This is a genomic window from ANME-2 cluster archaeon (assembly GCA_019429385.1).
Classification (GTDB): Archaea; Halobacteriota; Methanosarcinia; order Methanosarcinales; family Methanocomedenaceae; genus Methanocomedens_B.
Genome location: JAHYIS010000011.1, coordinates 38235 through 55335, shown reverse-complemented (window position 1 = coordinate 55335; position 17101 = coordinate 38235). Strand labels below are relative to the sequence as shown.

General features: G+C 44.9%; 16 protein-coding genes and 1 tRNA gene. 9 read left to right on the top strand and 8 right to left on the bottom strand.

Features of this window, described 5'->3' with window-relative positions:
• Positions 1–729: archaeosortase C (gene artC, locus K0A89_05765; protein MBW6517990.1), on the top strand; the 729-nt coding region annotated here is incomplete at its 5' end.
• An 8-nt stretch (positions 730–737) separates the two neighbouring features.
• Here the strand turns inward: artC and K0A89_05760 are convergent.
• From K0A89_05760 to K0A89_05750, 3 genes are read right to left on the bottom strand one after another with little or no spacing between them, the layout of a single operon-like run.
• A complete protein-coding gene (locus tag K0A89_05760; GenBank protein ID MBW6517989.1) occupies positions 738–4376 on the bottom strand; it encodes a DUF1616 domain-containing protein in 3639 nt (1212 codons plus the stop codon).
• Positions 4377–4418: 42 nt separating this feature from the next.
• Positions 4419–4676: a hypothetical protein gene (locus K0A89_05755; protein ID MBW6517988.1), complete on the bottom strand. Its 258-nt coding sequence runs from the start codon at positions 4674–4676 to the stop codon at positions 4419–4421.
• Positions 4673–5575: a M48 family metalloprotease gene (locus K0A89_05750; GenBank protein ID MBW6517987.1), complete on the bottom strand. Its 903-nt coding sequence runs from the start codon at positions 5573–5575 to the stop codon at positions 4673–4675. Before K0A89_05750 ends, K0A89_05755 begins: the two co-directional genes overlap by 4 nt.
• 343 nt (positions 5576–5918) lie before the next feature.
• On the opposite strand from K0A89_05750, the gene K0A89_05745 reads away from it, so the two are divergent.
• From K0A89_05745 to K0A89_05730, 4 genes are all read left to right on the top strand, one after another.
• Entirely contained in the window at positions 5919–7178 is a 1260-nt protein-coding gene (locus tag K0A89_05745) for a cysteate synthase (protein MBW6517986.1), read from the top strand.
• 21 nt (positions 7179–7199) lie between these two features.
• Entirely contained in the window at positions 7200–8363 is a 1164-nt protein-coding gene (gene comE / locus K0A89_05740) for a sulfopyruvate decarboxylase subunit beta (GenBank protein MBW6517985.1), read from the top strand.
• Positions 8364–8488: 125 nt separating this feature from the next.
• Positions 8489–9679, top strand: a complete 1191-nt coding sequence (locus K0A89_05735; GenBank protein ID MBW6517984.1) for a geranylgeranyl reductase family protein — start codon at positions 8489–8491, stop codon at positions 9677–9679.
• A 65-nt stretch (positions 9680–9744) separates the two neighbouring features.
• On the top strand, positions 9745–10374 hold the full coding sequence (locus K0A89_05730; GenBank protein MBW6517983.1) for a TatD family nuclease-associated radical SAM protein: 630 nt from the start codon (positions 9745–9747) through the stop codon (positions 10372–10374).
• Between the two features lie 160 nt (positions 10375–10534).
• Here K0A89_05730 and K0A89_05725 read toward each other — a convergent pair whose 3' ends face one another.
• Positions 10535–11821 (bottom strand): PAS domain-containing sensor histidine kinase, encoded by a 1287-nt coding sequence (locus tag K0A89_05725; GenBank protein ID MBW6517982.1) that lies wholly within the window; start codon positions 11819–11821, stop codon positions 10535–10537.
• A gap of 362 nt (positions 11822–12183) precedes the next feature.
• On the opposite strand from K0A89_05725, the gene K0A89_05720 reads away from it, so the two are divergent.
• Positions 12184–12303: transfer RNA gene (locus tag K0A89_05720), tRNA-Ser, on the top strand.
• A 334-nt stretch (positions 12304–12637) separates the two neighbouring features.
• Here the strand turns inward: K0A89_05720 and K0A89_05715 are convergent.
• The gene (locus K0A89_05715; protein MBW6517981.1) at positions 12638–12985 is read right to left on the bottom strand and encodes a hypothetical protein; all 348 of its coding nucleotides are present in this window, start codon (positions 12983–12985) and stop codon (positions 12638–12640) included.
• A 105-nt stretch (positions 12986–13090) separates the two neighbouring features.
• Between K0A89_05715 and K0A89_05710 the strand changes: the two genes are divergently transcribed.
• From K0A89_05710 to K0A89_05700, 3 genes are all read left to right on the top strand, one after another.
• A complete protein-coding gene (locus tag K0A89_05710; protein MBW6517980.1) occupies positions 13091–14749 on the top strand; it encodes an IS1634 family transposase in 1659 nt (552 codons plus the stop codon).
• 65 nt (positions 14750–14814) lie between these two features.
• Positions 14815–15285: a Cache 3/Cache 2 fusion domain-containing protein gene (locus tag K0A89_05705; protein ID MBW6517979.1), complete on the top strand. Its 471-nt coding sequence runs from the start codon at positions 14815–14817 to the stop codon at positions 15283–15285.
• Positions 15234–15542 carry a HAMP domain-containing protein gene (locus K0A89_05700; GenBank protein MBW6517978.1) on the top strand — a complete coding sequence of 103 codons (309 nt, stop codon included), beginning with the start codon at positions 15234–15236 and terminating at the stop codon, positions 15540–15542. The genes K0A89_05705 and K0A89_05700 overlap by 52 nt, the downstream gene beginning before the upstream one ends.
• Before the next feature lie 362 nt (positions 15543–15904).
• Here K0A89_05700 and K0A89_05695 read toward each other — a convergent pair whose 3' ends face one another.
• The 3 genes from K0A89_05695 to K0A89_05685 are packed head-to-tail and all read right to left on the bottom strand — an operon-like array spanning position 15905 to position 17080.
• Positions 15905–16108, bottom strand: coding sequence for a hypothetical protein (locus K0A89_05695; protein ID MBW6517977.1), 204 nt, complete (start codon positions 16106–16108; stop codon positions 15905–15907).
• Positions 16105–16800, bottom strand: a complete 696-nt coding sequence (locus K0A89_05690; GenBank protein MBW6517976.1) for a cytochrome b/b6 domain-containing protein — start codon at positions 16798–16800, stop codon at positions 16105–16107. Before K0A89_05690 ends, K0A89_05695 begins: the two co-directional genes overlap by 4 nt.
• Before the next feature lies 1 nt (position 16801).
• The gene (locus K0A89_05685; protein MBW6517975.1) at positions 16802–17080 is read right to left on the bottom strand and encodes a hypothetical protein; all 279 of its coding nucleotides are present in this window, start codon (positions 17078–17080) and stop codon (positions 16802–16804) included.
• Between the last annotated feature and the right edge of the window lie 21 nt (positions 17081–17101).

The window sequence follows — 17101 nt, the reverse complement described above, 5'->3', positions numbered from 1 at the left end:
ATTTCAAAGATCAAACTCGGCAATTTGGATGATGAGGTTAAAAGTGACCACAAAATGCTCATGTTGCTCGGCCTGGGCATCGTACTGAGCGATATCGTCTTTAACATATCATCCCAAAGCCGGCTGGGCACCCTCGACATCATGACATTCCTCTTTGGCGGCTCCCTGATAGCTTACGGCACCAATAATAATGAACTGCGCAGAATGGGAACCTTCACTGCATACATGTCAGCCACCTTCCTCGTACTATTCCTGGTATTCTTCAGCCTGTTCGGTCGTCTCAACATCAATTTCACCCATATCTTCGACCACTATTTCGTCCTGCTCCCGGTTGTATCCATCCTGCACATCCTGCAAGTCCCCATCGAGGTTATCGGCACCGAGACCGTCCGCATGGCAGGCGTGGAAGAGATGAGCGTTGTCATCGGAGGCCCCTGTTCCGGCCTCTATTCCATGTTCATGCTCATCGGCATCATTATGGGTTACACAAAACTGGAGAAGTTCAACAACAGCCACATCTATATAATTCTTTTCATCACGGCAATCGTTGCATACACTTCCAACATATTCAGGATCCTCGTACTCTACTTAGTAGGATTTTCGTATGGGAGTGAGACCATGATGTTCGTCCATACCCACCTGGGCTGGATCATCTTTACCATCGTTGCCGGAATATTGTTGTATATATTAAATGAAATGACACGACGTAAGGGAATAAAAAATACATAATCTATCTTTCATTGCAGTATGACTTCCACATAAGGAGTTGCACTGGTCCCGCTCACATCGAACCGTATCCAGTTATCCAGTAACGTATATTCATCATCAATGGTTATTGGCTCGGCATTCTCCATAACGACCCCATTCCCGGTCATCTCAGTTACCTTAAAATCACCGTAACGTTTCCCAAGAGAAAGCTGCACCGGAGTTTGTGAATATTGCCTGATGTCCTTCAATAATATCCTCTCCCCGATAATTGATTCTATCTTGCATTCAAAGAAGGTAATTTTTTCATTACCAAACACACTCGTAAATGCAACCGTTCGCCCTTGTGGAAAGATGTTCGAATCAACCATCACCCCGTTTTTGGTAAGTTCCAGCAGCGCACCATCATTGGTGATATCCCAGAATGTCAGGATATACCCATCCTTTAACAAATAAGGTTCCCTGAGCCGTAGCGACTTCTCGTCATCATGTACCAATATCCGGCTCAGCAGATCGACCTTGTTTTTGCCGACCGGTGCATATACCCCTCCTAAAAATCCAATCTCTCCACTGCTGAGGGTCGCCCGGTACGTAGCATCGCCTATCTTGACATAGTTATCATTGGTAAAGTACATGTTCAAAGCTTCATAGGATGTTCCTGAATCCAGGTCATACCCAAAAGGCCTGAAGTTCTCACCACTCAGGTTCATCCAATGTCCCGCTCCGACATTGTATGACGAACCTTTCACCCTGTACGTCCCTGGTTTTGTCTTAATAGTATAGGCATACGCCCTCTCCCTATCATCTGCAACCTTGAACCGAACCCTGTTGTCCAGAAGACTGGTGGGATTCGTGAACTCAATAGTGGCCGGGTTTGTAAAGATAATGCGGTCGGCCTGGATGTCGTCCACCTGGAATTCACCATACCTGTCACCGATACTGACCTGGCGGGGAGCATCTGAATAGAGATACAGGTTTGTTATCCTGACACTTTCAGGTGATACACTCCCTACCTTAAAGGTAAGCATTTTGTAATTGTTTATCCCTGCTGCTGTTGTCCTGTATTCGAATATCTCATCGAACGACAGTGTTTCCGTAGTGATCACAAGACCATTTCTCCGCAACTCCAGGACAGCAGAACCATCAAAACCATTGATAGATAATATCGTTATATTGTAACCATTCTCAAGTGCCCAGGTATCACCTGTTTTCATGGTCTTCGACGCGCTGTTTATGATAATGTCGGTCAACGTATCAGCTTTCAAGGGATTGACAGAATAGTATTTCTCACCCTTATACCAGATACTACCGGAACTGGCACGGGTAGTATTATAGATAGCATCTCCCACGCCCACAGCGCCATCACTGGTGAAATGGAAGGAAAGGTCTTCGGTTGAATAAAGGTCAGTATAATCCCCGCTCGATATTGTGACCGTTTGACCCGCCTTTGTAGAAAGCACATTCCCCCGGATCTCAAGCTCGCTGCCGGAGCCCCCTGTTTTGACACCACTTAAATTCCGGTCAAAGAAAGACGCAAACGCCACATCATCCCACCATACCTGTACCCTGTCAGGATTTCCCTGCAGTTCCCGTACCTTCAGTTCGATCCGGTTATTCCTCAGCAGCATGACCGGGACCTCAACATGTTCCCAGCCCTCATTGCCCGCAGCGTCATCTTCCCACACAACCCTGTCGTTCAACAACACCTGCTTAGTATGATAACCCGGCCTGTTCGAAGTAATAGAATCCTTCACATCAAATACGAGCAATGCCAGACCTTTCGGTGAACCATTGACATACTGGTAGGCTGCTCCAAAATCGCCAGTACCTGAGTAATTACCCGGCCCCTGCTTCATCTCATACGAGAGCACCGGCGAACGGGACGTAACGTCAGTATAATTCCCGCTAAAGTTGACCCCGGTAAATTGCCAGATGGATGAATATTCCATATTGCCGTTGAGAAGTTCAGGTGGCGTTATCGCATAGTGAAGCACACCAGCAAGATCGTCATAGTCAATGGAAGATACTATCAACACCCCGTCAATACGGTAAGGCTCTTCATCATCTCCCCGATACAACACGGCCTCCAGTTTAATATCAGGACCGACCGCCTCGGGAATGAATGATATGTCCTCTACCCGGTCTTCCCGGCCGGCAAGCCAGAACCTCTGACTGCTGACAGGGACACCGTCCAGCCTAATCTCAAGGGTGTAGTCTGTAAAATCAGTCTCATAATTTTCCACTGCCACGGTGATAGTCGTCGGGACCCCGAGGGTCACATTGGAATTCCAGTTTTGGATGTTCAGGTTGGTAAGTGTCTTCAACTGGATATCATCCCACCAGACACTCATACTCTGGTTCTGAAGGCTCTTTAGCGCATTTACCCGCAGCATAATGCGGTTGGTTCCAGACAACCTGACCAGGGATTCAACATGCTGCCACCCTTCATCACCCGCAGTATCCTCCTCCCAGATAACTTTGTTATTGAACAGCACCTGCTTCAGGTAATTCCCTTCGGTCCTGGAAGTATCCGAATCCTTTACATTGAATGCTAAGACTGCCGGCCCTTCCCTCGACGCGTTGATATCCTGGTAAACTGCACCGAAATACCCTTGCCTAACAGTCTGTCCATTCTCACCTTTAAGGATATTGACCTGGTATGAACGTGATTTCGAAATCCAGGTCTTATTCGAATAATTTCCTGTAAAGACCGGACTCCCTGAAAACATCCAGCCGCTATTATCCTCCATATTTCCGTTGATAACCTGTGGTACGGATACAAGGTAACTCTCAATACCACCGGAATTATTTTTATCGATCTGTGAATTGACCCAGAGATGTACTGAACGATAGGTCCCCCCGGTTCCTTCTTTAAATAATAAAAATTCGAGTTTTATCTTCTCACCTATAACATAAGGGATATATGTCACATTCTCAACCCATTTCTCATTATGACCCAGGCGAACCTCCCTTTCGGTCAGGACCACACCTCCAAGCACCACCTGCAAAGTATAGTTCACTCGTGCATGTTCGTAATTCTCTATCCCGACAAGGGTGGTCGTCGTCTCGCCAAAAGAAAGGTTTGTCTGGTATCCTTCCGCTTTCCCGCCCGGGCCAAGGATATACAGGGCCGTGAACTGCTCCGGTTCAAAAGTAAGCTTTGCATAGATGAGCATACCGCTGGCAATGATGATGGACCCGACCATTGCAATAATCAATGCCTTCTCAATATCGGTCATCTCTTCTTTCGTCTTCAGGGATTCAATGAACGGCCGGGCATCGGGAACAAAACGCTGCTCAGGAGGCAGCCGCCTTCTCATAAAATAGGTAATAAGCATAAAGAACAGGATTATGAGCGTAAGCGAGACCACGATGGATGTCGGCCTGAAACGCCAGACTGTGACACTAATCGCAAAACCGTCAAAGACCGTTATGGCAATGCTCAGCCCCACGCTCAGGGTGAACCGTTCTATCCCGCTGATATCGCGTCCCGGGAACAGTGCTGCAATGAACACGTATCCGGGGAGGAACAGTAAGAGTACCAGGGCCAGGGGGATACGGAGCGGCGTCTCATTGAACGGTGGGATAAGTATGAAAAGGATGGCCAGTGCATTCGTAGCAAGTACCAGATACAGGTCGATCCATGGTGATTGAAGCAGTTGTCTTTTCATGTGATTACAACCTCGTTATAACAATTATCCTCATTGAAAACCTCATCGTAACCTGTTCCTAAACACCAGGTACATGATACTGTGAGTTGTGGCCAGCACACCAAGATAGACACCGGTAATAATAAGGGAATCCTGCACCTTGAAATCTTTATTTGCGAACGTATAGACGACAATAATGCCAAACAGTATCATGGAATGGGATATCAGGCTGTACAGCAGTGTTTTTTTCCATCGCGGGATGCTCATATATGCATCATTGATCTTTTCTTGTGTTACAATCACATATTCCAGTACCTTCATACGAGCCCACTCTCCGCCCATTCGGTCTGTACCGTTTTTATTCGCTCACTCAGTTCCGGATGTGTTTTAAAAAGCGCATAAAAATCATCTTCAATATCATTACTCTGGGGCAGAGGATTGACAATGTTCAGCAATCCATGGGAAGGATTTATTCCCTCATGCCTGTTCTCCATGAAATGTCTCCCCATCTTCGCAAGCATCCGGACATAGACTCTCGGCCCTTTACAAAATTCTACTGCCATTTTGTCTACACTATATTCCCCATCCGCAGGTAATGTCAATAATATGAATGCGGCTGCCGGAGGGGCGACGAGTGCCCTGGCAAGAAATTGTATGATGCGGGGCGCAGGGTCATCTTCCTGGCCAAAGCCTGTGAGCAGTGCACCCCAAAAGAACATTGTCGAGCACATGGTCAATATGCCTGCGGTAAATGCCACCAGGGTTCGCCTGTATATCTGGTTCAGTTTGATACGTGACATCTCATGGATTATCGCACAGGTCAGTTCCTCTGAGGATAGTATATCCATGAACGCGTGAGTCAATACAATGGAGGCTGAATTACAGTCCCGCCCAACCGTGAATATCAGTGGAATATCTTTATCTGACAGATAGAATCGGGGGACAGGAATATCAACTATTCCTGCAAATTCTTTGACGGTTTCGATAAACTCAGGAGAATCGTCTTTCAACAATTCCTTGCCACCGTAGATTCTTACCATAATGAAAGAGGGCAGATAATACAAACTTCCTGCAGCCATCCCGGAAATAATAAGGCCTGCTGCACCACCATATAGTATCCCTTGAGATTTGGATAAAAAATATCCGGCTGCTGCAGTTATGGTACAAATTACCACAGATGCTCCAATAAAGACCAGATATATTTTCGATGTATCTTTCATACTATTCCCATGTGCTCCCTGCCCTGGTTAACAGTGATTAATCAGCAGTTCTCATGCCAGGTTGTTTTCCTTAATCTTTTTCAAGCCGGTTCTTTATAAATACTATTTTATAACTAAATGATGTTTTGCATAAAAGTTTTTCTGAAGACTTCAGGAATGTTTTCCGGATATTTATCTGGATGATAATATAATACACGATACGGCGAGAATTATCCTTAAAATACAATCTTCAACGATTACTCGCCTAATATGGACAATATTTTCTGGATATCGGAAAACATTAAATATTTGATTTTCCGATTTTTAATTAATGAACATTACAATCACCCCATCCCTGCAATATATGGGCACAGAACATCCAAAATACACGTTAGATTGTGTCCATTGTGGTAGCCAGTACCAGCACCATGAGATGTCATGCACCCATGATACCGGTCTGCTCAGAAGCAATTATACCTCCAGCCGCCTCCACGTACACGACCTCCCTGGCATGGGAAAGTTCCTGGACTGGCTACCCGTCAGCGCCCCTTTGCCTACCCGCGCCGGACCCGTGACCTACAAAAGCACTGCACTTGCCAGGGAACTGGGCCTTACCAACCTGTACATAGGATTCAATGGTTACTGGCCCGAGCAGGGCGCACATATTCAGACCTGCAGTTTTAAAGAACTTGAAGCCTATCCCACCATGCAACTGATGCAGGAATCGGGGAACCACAACCTTGTCCTTGCCTCTGCCGGGAATACGGCCAGGGCATTTGCCCATGCTGCCGTGGGCACAGATATAGATGTATATATTGTAGTGCCTGAATCCGGTATGTCCAAGATATGGTTACCCGAAGAGCCCACAGATAATATCCACTTTATCAGCATGGCAGGTACATGCGATTATGCTGATGCCATCCAGATGGCAGGGAAGATCGCAACCTTGCCAGGCATGACATCAGAAGGCGGCGCCCGTAATGTGGCCAGGCGGGATGGCATGGGTACCGTGATGCTGGATGGCGCCGTGACCATAGGCCGGATGCCCGACCACTATTTCCAGGCCATTGGCAGTGGAACCGGTGGTATTGCCGCGTGGGAGGCATCCTTGCGGTTGAGGGGAGACGGCCGGTTCGGCGAAACCCTGCCCAGGTTACACCTGGTACAGAACCTGCCCTTCGCACCAATGTTACATGCATGGGAGCTTGGCCGGAGGGATATCGTGGAAGACATTGATATGCCGGGTGCAAAGAAGCTCATTGACCGGATGTATGCAGATGTGCTGTCCAACAGACAACCCCCCTATTCGATGCCAGGTGGTGTTTATGACGCTCTTACCGATACGAATGGTGCTCTGTACGGGATATCCACTCCTGAAGCCCTGCAGGCGAAAGCACTATTCGAGGAATCTGAAGGCATCGATATTGTAGCACCGGCCGCTGTCGGTGTGGCCGGGCTGGTTAAGGCCGTGGAAGAAGATGCGCTGAACAGGGATGATCTCATACTCCTCAATATAACTGGCGGTGGGGTTGAACGGTTGAAAGAGGATTTCACGCTTCACCATTTACAGCCAGAGTTCAAACTTACTTCACCGAATATTGATATGGGACTTTTTTTACGCTGACCGTGTCAGCCTGTTGATAGAATGAACGATATATCTCCAGAAGAACGGGTTGTTGAAATATTAAAAACGCATAGTATAGACCTGGCTGCAACATTACCTTGCGACAGGATGAAATGTCTGTTGCCGCTTATTGAAGCCAATTTCAGGACCGTGCAGTTGACCCGGGAGGAGAACGGTGTAGGCATCTGTGCAGGTCATTATCTTGGTGGCGGGCGGCCCGTCATGGTCATCCAGAGCACGGGCCTGGGCAATATGTTCAATGCCCTGCTCTCGCTCAATGCCACTTATGGCATACCATTACCTATTCTGGCAAGCTGGCGGGGGGTGTACAAAGAAGGTATCTCCGCCCAGGTGCCTCTTGGACAGGCCCTGCCGGGTATGCTTGATGCCGCCGATATACAATATACCATTATTGAAACCCCTTCGCACCTGGAACTGCTGGATACTGTCATCATCGATGCATTTGAGAACCAGCGCCCGCATGTGGCCCTGATACAGCCATCAGTGTGGGAGATGTCCTGCTGTGCCCTTCCACCTCCACCCAGAACAATAGTACCCAGGACCTGCCAGCTGGAATTGACCACCCATATACAGGCACCCACCATATCAAGATACCAGGCCATACTCTCGCTTGCATCTGTGTTTGAGGATGAGATAGTAGTCTCAAATATTGGGGTTCCAAGTAAGGAATTATTCCATATCAGGGACCGGCCCCTCAACTTCTATATGCTGGGGTCCATGGGAATGGCATCTGCCGTCGGGCTGGGCCTGGCCATGGTACAGGACAGGCATGTGGTGGTGATAGACGGGGACGGCAGTCTGCTCATGAACCCGAATGCACTGACCCAGATAGCGGTACAGTCACCGCCGAACCTGACCGTGGTGGCTGTTAATAACGGGGCATACGGGTCCACAGGGAACCAGGAGACTGCTGCCTGCGCAAGCACTGACCTGGAACTAATGGCGAGGGGGCACGGGTTGCAGTATACTGCGAAGGCGCATACCGGGGATGAACTGGTGGCCGTATTCAAGCGTTTGAAAAGGATGCCGGGGCCGGGATTCATTGATATGGTGGTCAGGCCGGTCAATGAAGCGGTGGCGGATATTCCGCTGGCTCCGGTGGAGATTAAGAACAGGTTTATGGAAGCTGTTTCTAGCTATAGCCATGATAATTCTATGTACTGAAGCATATTCGATTTATCAGGACTAGAAAAGTCTATAATTGACGTATGGTTTCGCACATGAAATAGTCACGTTTAAGTCTATTTTGCCTATTGTATCCCATTAAAAAGGATAAGAGATAAAAAATAATGACCCCTGAAGAATCCTACGATATAATCGTTATCGGTGCCGGACCCGCTGGCTCAACGGCAGCCATGTATGCGGCCCGCTCCGGTGCCAGCGTTCTGCTCATTGATAAGAAAAAGGACATCGGCACCCCGATCCAGTGTGGCGGTTTTTTGCCCTGTTACGAAGAACTGGAAGAATTACTGCCCGGTGCAGACCTGCCTGATACGCTTAAGGATATACCGGAAAGCTGTATTCACACCTCTACCCGTATCCACCGATTCATTGCTCCCAACCTTGACCCAAAGGAGTTCGAAGTCCCGGCAAATGTACTTGACCGGAGCCGGTTCGATAAACACCTTGCCCGGGAAGCGGCAAGGGCCGGGGCAGAGTTGATGGTTGGGACCCGTGCGGATTCCATCGAGGGAGATATAGTGTCGGTCAGGGGGATACAGGGTGAATTTACCATCAAGGCAAAAGTCATTATCGGTGCGGACGGCCCCACTTCACTGGCTGCAAAAACGGCAGGCCTGATCGACCTCCGCGACAATATGGGCAGGGCAGTGGCGCTGGAATACGAACTTACCGGAGTTGACATAGATACCGAAGCGGTTGAGATGTTCTTCGGACGGGATTATGCGCCAGGAGGCTATGCCTGGATCATCAGCCAGGGAGGTGATACTGCAAATATCGGTGTGGGAATACGGCAGCCACTGTGCGAAAAAGGTGTATCTGCGCAGGATTACCTTCACAGGTTCATGTACGAGCATCCCAGGGCGGCACCGATGTTCGAGGATGCCAGGATAACCGCAATTATCAGCGGTATCGTACCGGTGGGGGGTGCTCCGCCTGAGACCGTGAAAGGCAATATTATAATATGCGGGGACGCGGCAGGTCACCTGATAGCCACCAACGGCGGCGGCATACCCACTGCCATGGTAGGGGGCAGGGTGGCTGGCGAAACAGCTGCCGGGGCAGTTTCAGGTACGTGCCAGTTATCAGAATACGAGAACGGGTGGAGAGAGCAGATGGGCCTGGAGATCAGGACCTCGGTATATGTCAAGAAACTGATGGACGGGCTGATGAGGTCTGACCCTATGATGAGCACGGCCATGAAAATGATAACCCCGGAGCAGATGAAAGCCCTGCAGCGGGGTCGGCTGCCTGACCCCGTGAAAAAGATGTTGAAAAGCCTCAACGCCGGGTTTGGGTGAATAACCTTAAGGGTTTACAGGTCATTAATAATAGTAGATTACAAGAGTGGCAGAGTGATAGATGAATGAATGAACCGGACCCGGGGACAATTACCTACCCCGCACATGGAAATATGTACCTGAACATTACGAATAGGTGTACCTGTTCCTGTATCTTCTGTGTGAAGAATTACGGCGATGGCGTTTACGGTTACAACCTGGTGCTGGCGAGGGAACCTGAGGTCAGTGAAGTGATCGAAGCACTTGGCAAATATGACCTGTCCGAATTCAACGAAGTGGTATTCACCGGCCTGGGAGAACCGCTGACCCGGCTGGATGATGTGCTTGAGATAACACAATGGCTCAAAGTCCGTGGGGTCAGGGTGCGGATAGATACTATCGGGCATGCCAAACTCCAGTTTCCGGACAGGGATGTTGCACACGAACTGGCAAAAGCAGGTGTTGACGAGATATCGGTCAGCCTGAACACCCATGATGAAAATACCTATGAGCAGCTTGTACAGCCACAATTGCACAAGAATTCCTACGTATCGATGAAGGATTTTGCCAGGGATATTGTGAAAGAGGGTATCAAGCTCAGGTTTACCGTACTTGACCTGCCGCCCGTGGATATCGAGCAATGCCGCCGGATATCAGAGGAAATCGGGGCCGAATTTAAGGTAAGGGGATATGGCGGTCCGGCAGTTAGTGAATGAATTGGTCTGTCAATTTGTTCAATTACGAGACTATTCTTCTACAACAGATACATACGGTCGTGTCACTGAAACAGGGTGATTCGTCCCCGGTTGTGATGAAAACAGATTACCTGTGTACGGATGATGTAACAAGGTTGAACCGGAAAAAACCATCCTGGAGTCATGATTTTGGAATCTCTAATACAAAAATAGCCCCACCCTCAGGATTATCTTCTACCCATACTCGCCAGTCGTGGAGTGCTGCGATTTTTTTTACAATTGTCAGGCCTAATCCTGAACCCTTTACTCCTTTCTTTTCCATTGAGTGGAATCTTTCAAATATCCCCGTCTTATCGGTGTCCTTTATCCCTTCTCCAAAGTCTATGACCTTTACCTTCCATGAATCGGTATTTTCCTCGACATCTACAGTAATCTTTTTGCCCATTCGCCCGTATTTTATAGCATTTGAGATATAGTTTGCAAATATTTCTTCAATTATTCGATTTGCTCTGGTAGGAATGCTCTGAGTGATGTGATTTTCAATGCTCATCCCAGATTCAGAGGCAAGAGGTTCAAAGTTGTCAATGACCTTTTCAATGACCTTCGTTATATCCAGATCCTCGAATTCAATACGTTCCAGACTCGTAAGTTTGGAGAGCAAAGTGGCACTTTCTATCAACTCCAGACTTTTGACCATATTTCTGTTAATGACATCTAAGTAGCCCTTTTTTTCAGGGTCATTTTCGTCATCCATAAGTATTTCAATATAATTACGCGAAATATTCAGGGAATTTAAAAGGTCGTGATGAATGATATCCGTGAACAGGTCCTTTACATGGTTTGACTTTTCCAGTTCCATAGCATATTTATGAAGGGATTCCTCCACCTCTTTTTGAGGGGTGATATCCCGAACGATACATATATGTCCCTGGTAATCTCCTTTCTCATCAAAGAGACCGGTGGCCCTGATCTCAGCTGGTAACGTTTTGCCATTTTTTTTAAGAGCAAGGACCTCGCTGCAGAAAGAGCCTGCATTCCTGTTCATAAGTGTCTCCTGCAAGGCCTTTTCAGTTGGAATAATCATTTCTGGCAATACAAGGTTCCGCCAGGTCATCCCGATAAGCTCTGCAGATGGATAACCGTATATCCGGGCATGAGCATCATTTACGTAAGTAAACAGGTTATTGGCGTCTGTCAATGCGAGACCATCGGTTAAAGTGGAGATTGCCAGAAACAGTTTATTTTGTTCAGTTTCAGCTCGCTTTCGTAGGGTTATATCCCGGGCAATGGCCATCGTTATTAGCCTGCCATTAATATTGATGATATTGCCTGTTATCTCCACTGGCATGAGGGTCCCATCCTTCTTGCGCTGGTTCACCTCGAAATCGATATCATCAACAATGTAATTTATTACTTTTAGAAATGCTTCATGTCCTCTGTGCTCAGCATCTACATCCTTGATATTCATTTCTAAGAGTTCATCCCTGGTATATCCCAGGGATTTACAGGCGGCACGGTTGACATCTATGAAGTTTCCTGCTTCATCAGCAAGAAATATGGCATCTTTTGCTTCTTAAAAAAAAAGTTGGTATTTGTCATTCTCAATATTGTTCGTTATTGGCTTATTGGGAAAGATGTCTCTCACACTACTTTTCACATCTGTTCGTGCCTTTTTCAAAGAACCATCGGTCATTTTTACCTGATAATATACTCATTAATTTATCTCCTCACACAACATTTATCAATTTCGGTGTTCATTTAACTGTACAGTTTGTTCTATGCAGAAGTTTAAAGCTATTCACGGACAGTATACACCATCCTACCCTATTTGCCGGGGTGGCAGAGCGGACTAATCCAACGGAGCCGTGTGACTCATTGGAGTCTATATGCGGCAGGCTCGAGACCTGTTGTATCTTCTGGTACACTTGGGTTCAAATCCCAACCCCGGCGCTTCTCATTAATCCACTGAATATGGATTTTTTTCAGCTTACATTTAACATAACTTTGACAGTTACTATGGATTATAGAATAAATGGAGTCAAAAATCTGATTTATGTGAATTTTGATGTAATAAATACATTTAGATGGTTTTTCCTGACAAAACAGAAGACATTATCCAAAAGAAAGAAAAAAAAGTGCTAAACTTGGATTATTAAAGGTAAAATTGGGATTTAATATCTTTTTTTTCGGATGTAGAAATATTAATATAGTTCTTATACCAATACCTTCGCCATTAACCAATACTAACCAACACTAATCCTATTTTCCGCAGTTTTGAAATCGCTTAAATTTGAATTAAATTCGCTGCTTCAATCGAGATTTTTTCCATCTTTGAAATAATCTCATAAAAACGTCTTTTGTTCCCGATCCATTCCATTAACTGCTCAGCTTCATTCTTTTTCAACCTCACAGATACCGTTTTCCCCTGAACCTTTCGTGTCCATTCATAGTATGGACCATGAAGAGCTTTAGGATCCGTCTGGCATTTGCATCCAGCAGTACCGCAACGCATGAACCGTTCTGCTATGCTCCCTGTCAGAATGAAACCGATCAGACCAAGTTCATCACGATAAGCCTCGAACTTACGACGGCATTCATCAAGGCCAGGAATGGAATCAGATACATCATTCATTGGAATCATCTTATACATAAACACAATAAACCTACCAGTATATATACTGGTAGGTACTATATATAATAGATAAGCGAAATCGAGCCGTTCAGACTTGAAACACACATGATCGGTCCACTTCCCATTGTGAACCATTTCATCAAAAGGATAGGACTTGATGACACTCTCGAACGTCATCTCAACACAGCCAACACCCGAAAAGTAAGCCCCTCAAAGAGTATAGGAGTTCTACTTCGTAACATCATCCTTCATCGAACACCGATATACGACCTGCATGATTGGGCATCCCGGTATCGACCTACACTTTTTGGTCTGGATTCAGAACAAATAACCTCACTCAATGATGACAGAGTAGGTCGGGACCTTGACATGCTTTTCGATGTCGATCGGGCATCTATTTTGACCGAAGTTGTTGTCCGGGCCATCAAGGAATTCAAGCTGGACCTGTCCCGGTTCCATAATGATTCCACCACCATAACCTTCTCAGGCATCTACGAGGAAGCAACAGGTGAGAGAAAACGAGGGAAGGAATCCCTGAACATAACATTTGGTCATAACAAAGATCATCGACCAGACCTCAAGCAACTGATGTGGTTTTTGACGGTAACTGCAGATGGTGCAGTTCCAATCCATTACAAAGCGTGTGATGGAAATACCGGTGAAAGCCCGACATATCAGGAAGCTTGGGATGTACTCAGGGAACTTGTAGGACGATCTGATTTCATATATGTTGCAGATTCAAAGTTGTGCACGGGAAAGAACATGAAGTATATTCATGAAAATGAAGGTCGGTTCATAACAGTATTACCTCGAAACAGACGAGAAGATGGCTGGTTCAGGGAATACATTCAATCTCATAAGGTTCTTTGGGAAAATGTTGAGAGGCATCAGAACCTGAATGACACTGGACAACCTGACATGATGAAAATGGTTGAATCCCCGATCAGGTCATCTGAAGGTTTTCGTATCCTATGGACATGGGATCCACAAAAGGAAGATAAGGATAAACACTCCCGTCAAGCTCTAATTGAGAAAGCCGTGTTGAAACTGGAACAACTTGAAACACGTCTTAGAAATCCACGAACCAGGTTACGGTCACGAGATGCGGTAATTGAAGCTGCTGATAAGGCGCTTGGTGAATTTGCACATCGATGGGTGGATTACGAGATTCTTGAAGAAAAGGAAACTGTTTTCAAACAGGAGAAACGTGGGCGTCCAAACTCAAATACAAGATTTAAGTGTATGGTACAAAAGAGATTCCATGTGAAATGGAGTTCCAGGAAAAAGAATATCGATTTCGATGCACGAAGCGATGGGATGTTTCCGTTAATAACAAATTGTGAGGATCTTTCGTTGGTTGAGATTCTGGACAATTACAAGTATCAGCCCTGGTTGGAAAAGAGGCATGAACAATTAAAGACCGTCCATAAAGTTGCACCTGTGCTATTGAAGAGTGTTACTCGAATCGAAGGTTTGCTGTTTGTATTTTTTCTTGCTATGCTTATACAGGCCCTGATTGAAAGAGAGGTCAGATTGGAAATGAAGAATGATGGGTTGGAGTGCATTTCTATCTATCCTGAAGACCGAGATTGCGAATCACCAACTGCTTCCAGGTTATTGTCTCTCTTTGATAATATCGAATTCCATCGGTTATGGTCACAGAATACCCTGGTACAGACCTTCCAGACAGAGATATTGGCCAAGCAGATAGAAGTACTTAGGTTGGCTGGAGTGCCACTTGAAGCATACTCTGGGGATGAATAACAAGGGCCGAAATAAATTCAGAGTTTAGCAATTTTAAAGTTGCGGAAAATAGGTATGAAACAATAATGAATGGAGAATCATTTTATGGCAGGGCATTTATTGTGAATGCCTGGTATCTAACTGCATACGAACCTATCATAGATAGTAATACGAATGAGATAATAGGCATATTATATGTTGGTGTTAAAGAAGATATATTCCAGGAAAAATTAAAGGAGAACATGGCAAGACAAGTAATAGGAAAAAGCGGTTACATCTTTATTTTAGATGAACAAGGAAATTATGTTTTGTCAAAAGGAAGAGAAAGTGATGGAGATAATATTTGGGAAGCAGAAGATGAAAAAGGAAATAAAATTATTCAAGAAATTGTCACTAACGCAAAGAACCTGAAAGCGGGCGAAACAAAAACAATTTATTATCCCTGGAAAAACAAAGGAGAATTAACTGCACGAGATAGTCTTGTTGCATACGCCTATTACCCTGAATGGGGATTGTTGCAACATCTGCTTATACAGATGAATTCTTCGTTGAATTAAATAAAACCAGAACAATAATCTTTGCAGTATCTTTACTTTCGATCTTACTGGGCGGATTAATAATATATATATTTTCTAATAAGATAACTGGACCCTTGAATAAGATGAGTGAGGTTGGAAATAAAATTGCTAACGGAGAATTAGATACTGAGTTGCCAATAATAACAACGAATGATGAGATACAGGATATTAGTGATACAATGAATCTATTAGTTGGAGCTCTGAAATACCTTAAAAATGAAACAAAGGGAAAATGATTTTGTGACAATTATTGACAAGATTTTCCGAAACCATAGTTGTGCTCTTGAAATCTTTGGAATAAAAGAGACGGGATCATTGCTGACATACAGTACTCTCTATTCCAAAAATATGATTTGGAGCACAATCCCATTTTCCATTTATTTTTTACACCGACTTTAGGTAAGATCGGTGTTATTCAATGTTAATCCGTGTCTGGAAATATAAAAAGACACGGATTTCATGTATTTACACAGATTTGTAGTCGCATCTGTATCTGATATATTCGTTGGAATAACCGATTTTTGGCATTGTGTCACACAATATAATGATGTTTATTCCTAAAGCCCAACATTATGGTTTTTCAGGGAAGAAAAACAATTCAATATTTGACTCGTTCTATTGTATGTTTAGAAATGAGCAGTCCGTATATCATTACAAATATCGAACTTATTATTAACAGCATTCCAAGTGAAAGTCCGGCAGCAATTAGTGGCCCGCTTGTAACAACATTGGTGCCTGCAAGTAAAAAAGAAATGCTAGATGAAGTGACAATTATAATGCCGATAATATTTCGGGATTTCATACCACAACTACTCCTTCATCTTTGATCTCACGGACCCATTCAGGATATTTCTCTTCAGCTTCCTTAACTGACATTTCTCCGCTGAAAATACCACAGTCCATTGGGAAGTGTTCGGGACTGAGATGGGCCATATAGAAATGGAAAAAAATCCCGACCATACTTATTATGGCAAATCCGGCATGAATGCTTTTAAATGAAAGCATCAGATGGATTGGTATTATTTTCATAAACAGAAATGGCATCATCAATATTGCCCCTGAGAGTCCCAGGATGATCCCATCGACAAAAATAACACTGTAAATGTCAATTTTTTCCATCCAGCTATATTTTCCGTATTGTGGTTTCTCGTCTCCAAATCCGAATGTATACTTAATGTCAGTGATTACATCACTGAAATCCTTTTTTTTAGGCAGGACATGTCTGAGGAAGTGTTCATGAATAAAGATCGAATTTAAAGTATGGTATATTACCGTAATAAAAATGGCTAATGATAATACTATACCAGCAACCCTGTGTATGAACATGGTCCCGGAGTAACCGAAAAGTATTGCCGGTATCCAGCCCAGTTGCTCAGGGAAAGATATCGGGAATCCTGTGATATACAATATCAATATGCTAAGTGCACCTGTTACATGAACCGCAACCTGAATTCTGGAAAACCTCTCAATAAACTGTTCTGCTTCACCGGCCATGTTACTCCCTCACCTTCTTTTTCCTGAAATAACCGGAAATCGTGATATGCTCGAACAATTCAAGCCCTATAATCACTATGACTGCAACTGCAATGATGATCTTCATTGCCAAATCAACCCAAGAATTTATCTCCATTCCCTGTTCATAAGCTGTTTCGTCAGGTATCCTGGATAACTGGTTTGGAACAGATTGGTCGAGAGCATATGTTATCAGCACGGCAATAACTATAATTGCAGCGATAACTGAAACAGCCTCCAATTGTAATTTTGTCACGCTCATGGTCTGGCCTCAAAAACGTTT

Coding starts and splice junctions, on each gene's coding strand:
- K0A89_05760 (MBW6517989.1), bottom strand. CDS start 4,376: ATGAAAAGACAACTGCTTCAATCACCATGGATCGACCTGTATCTGGTA.
- K0A89_05755 (MBW6517988.1), bottom strand. CDS start 4,676: ATGAAGGTACTGGAATATGTGATTGTAACACAAGAAAAGATCAATGAT.
- K0A89_05750 (MBW6517987.1), bottom strand. CDS start 5,575: ATGAAAGATACATCGAAAATATATCTGGTCTTTATTGGAGCATCTGTG.
- K0A89_05745 (MBW6517986.1), top strand. CDS start 5,919: ATGGGCACAGAACATCCAAAATACACGTTAGATTGTGTCCATTGTGGT.
- comE (MBW6517985.1), top strand. CDS start 7,200: ATGAACGATATATCTCCAGAAGAACGGGTTGTTGAAATATTAAAAACG.
- K0A89_05735 (MBW6517984.1), top strand. CDS start 8,489: ATGACCCCTGAAGAATCCTACGATATAATCGTTATCGGTGCCGGACCC.
- K0A89_05730 (MBW6517983.1), top strand. CDS start 9,745: ATGAATGAACCGGACCCGGGGACAATTACCTACCCCGCACATGGAAAT.
- K0A89_05725 (MBW6517982.1), bottom strand. CDS start 11,821: ATGAATATCAAGGATGTAGATGCTGAGCACAGAGGACATGAAGCATTT.
- K0A89_05715 (MBW6517981.1), bottom strand. CDS start 12,985: ATGAATGATGTATCTGATTCCATTCCTGGCCTTGATGAATGCCGTCGT.
- K0A89_05710 (MBW6517980.1), top strand. CDS start 13,091: ATGATCGGTCCACTTCCCATTGTGAACCATTTCATCAAAAGGATAGGA.
- K0A89_05705 (MBW6517979.1), top strand. CDS start 14,815: ATGAATGGAGAATCATTTTATGGCAGGGCATTTATTGTGAATGCCTGG.
- K0A89_05700 (MBW6517978.1), top strand. CDS start 15,234: ATGGGGATTGTTGCAACATCTGCTTATACAGATGAATTCTTCGTTGAA.
- K0A89_05695 (MBW6517977.1), bottom strand. CDS start 16,108: ATGAAATCCCGAAATATTATCGGCATTATAATTGTCACTTCATCTAGC.
- K0A89_05690 (MBW6517976.1), bottom strand. CDS start 16,800: ATGGCCGGTGAAGCAGAACAGTTTATTGAGAGGTTTTCCAGAATTCAG.
- K0A89_05685 (MBW6517975.1), bottom strand. CDS start 17,080: ATGAGCGTGACAAAATTACAATTGGAGGCTGTTTCAGTTATCGCTGCA.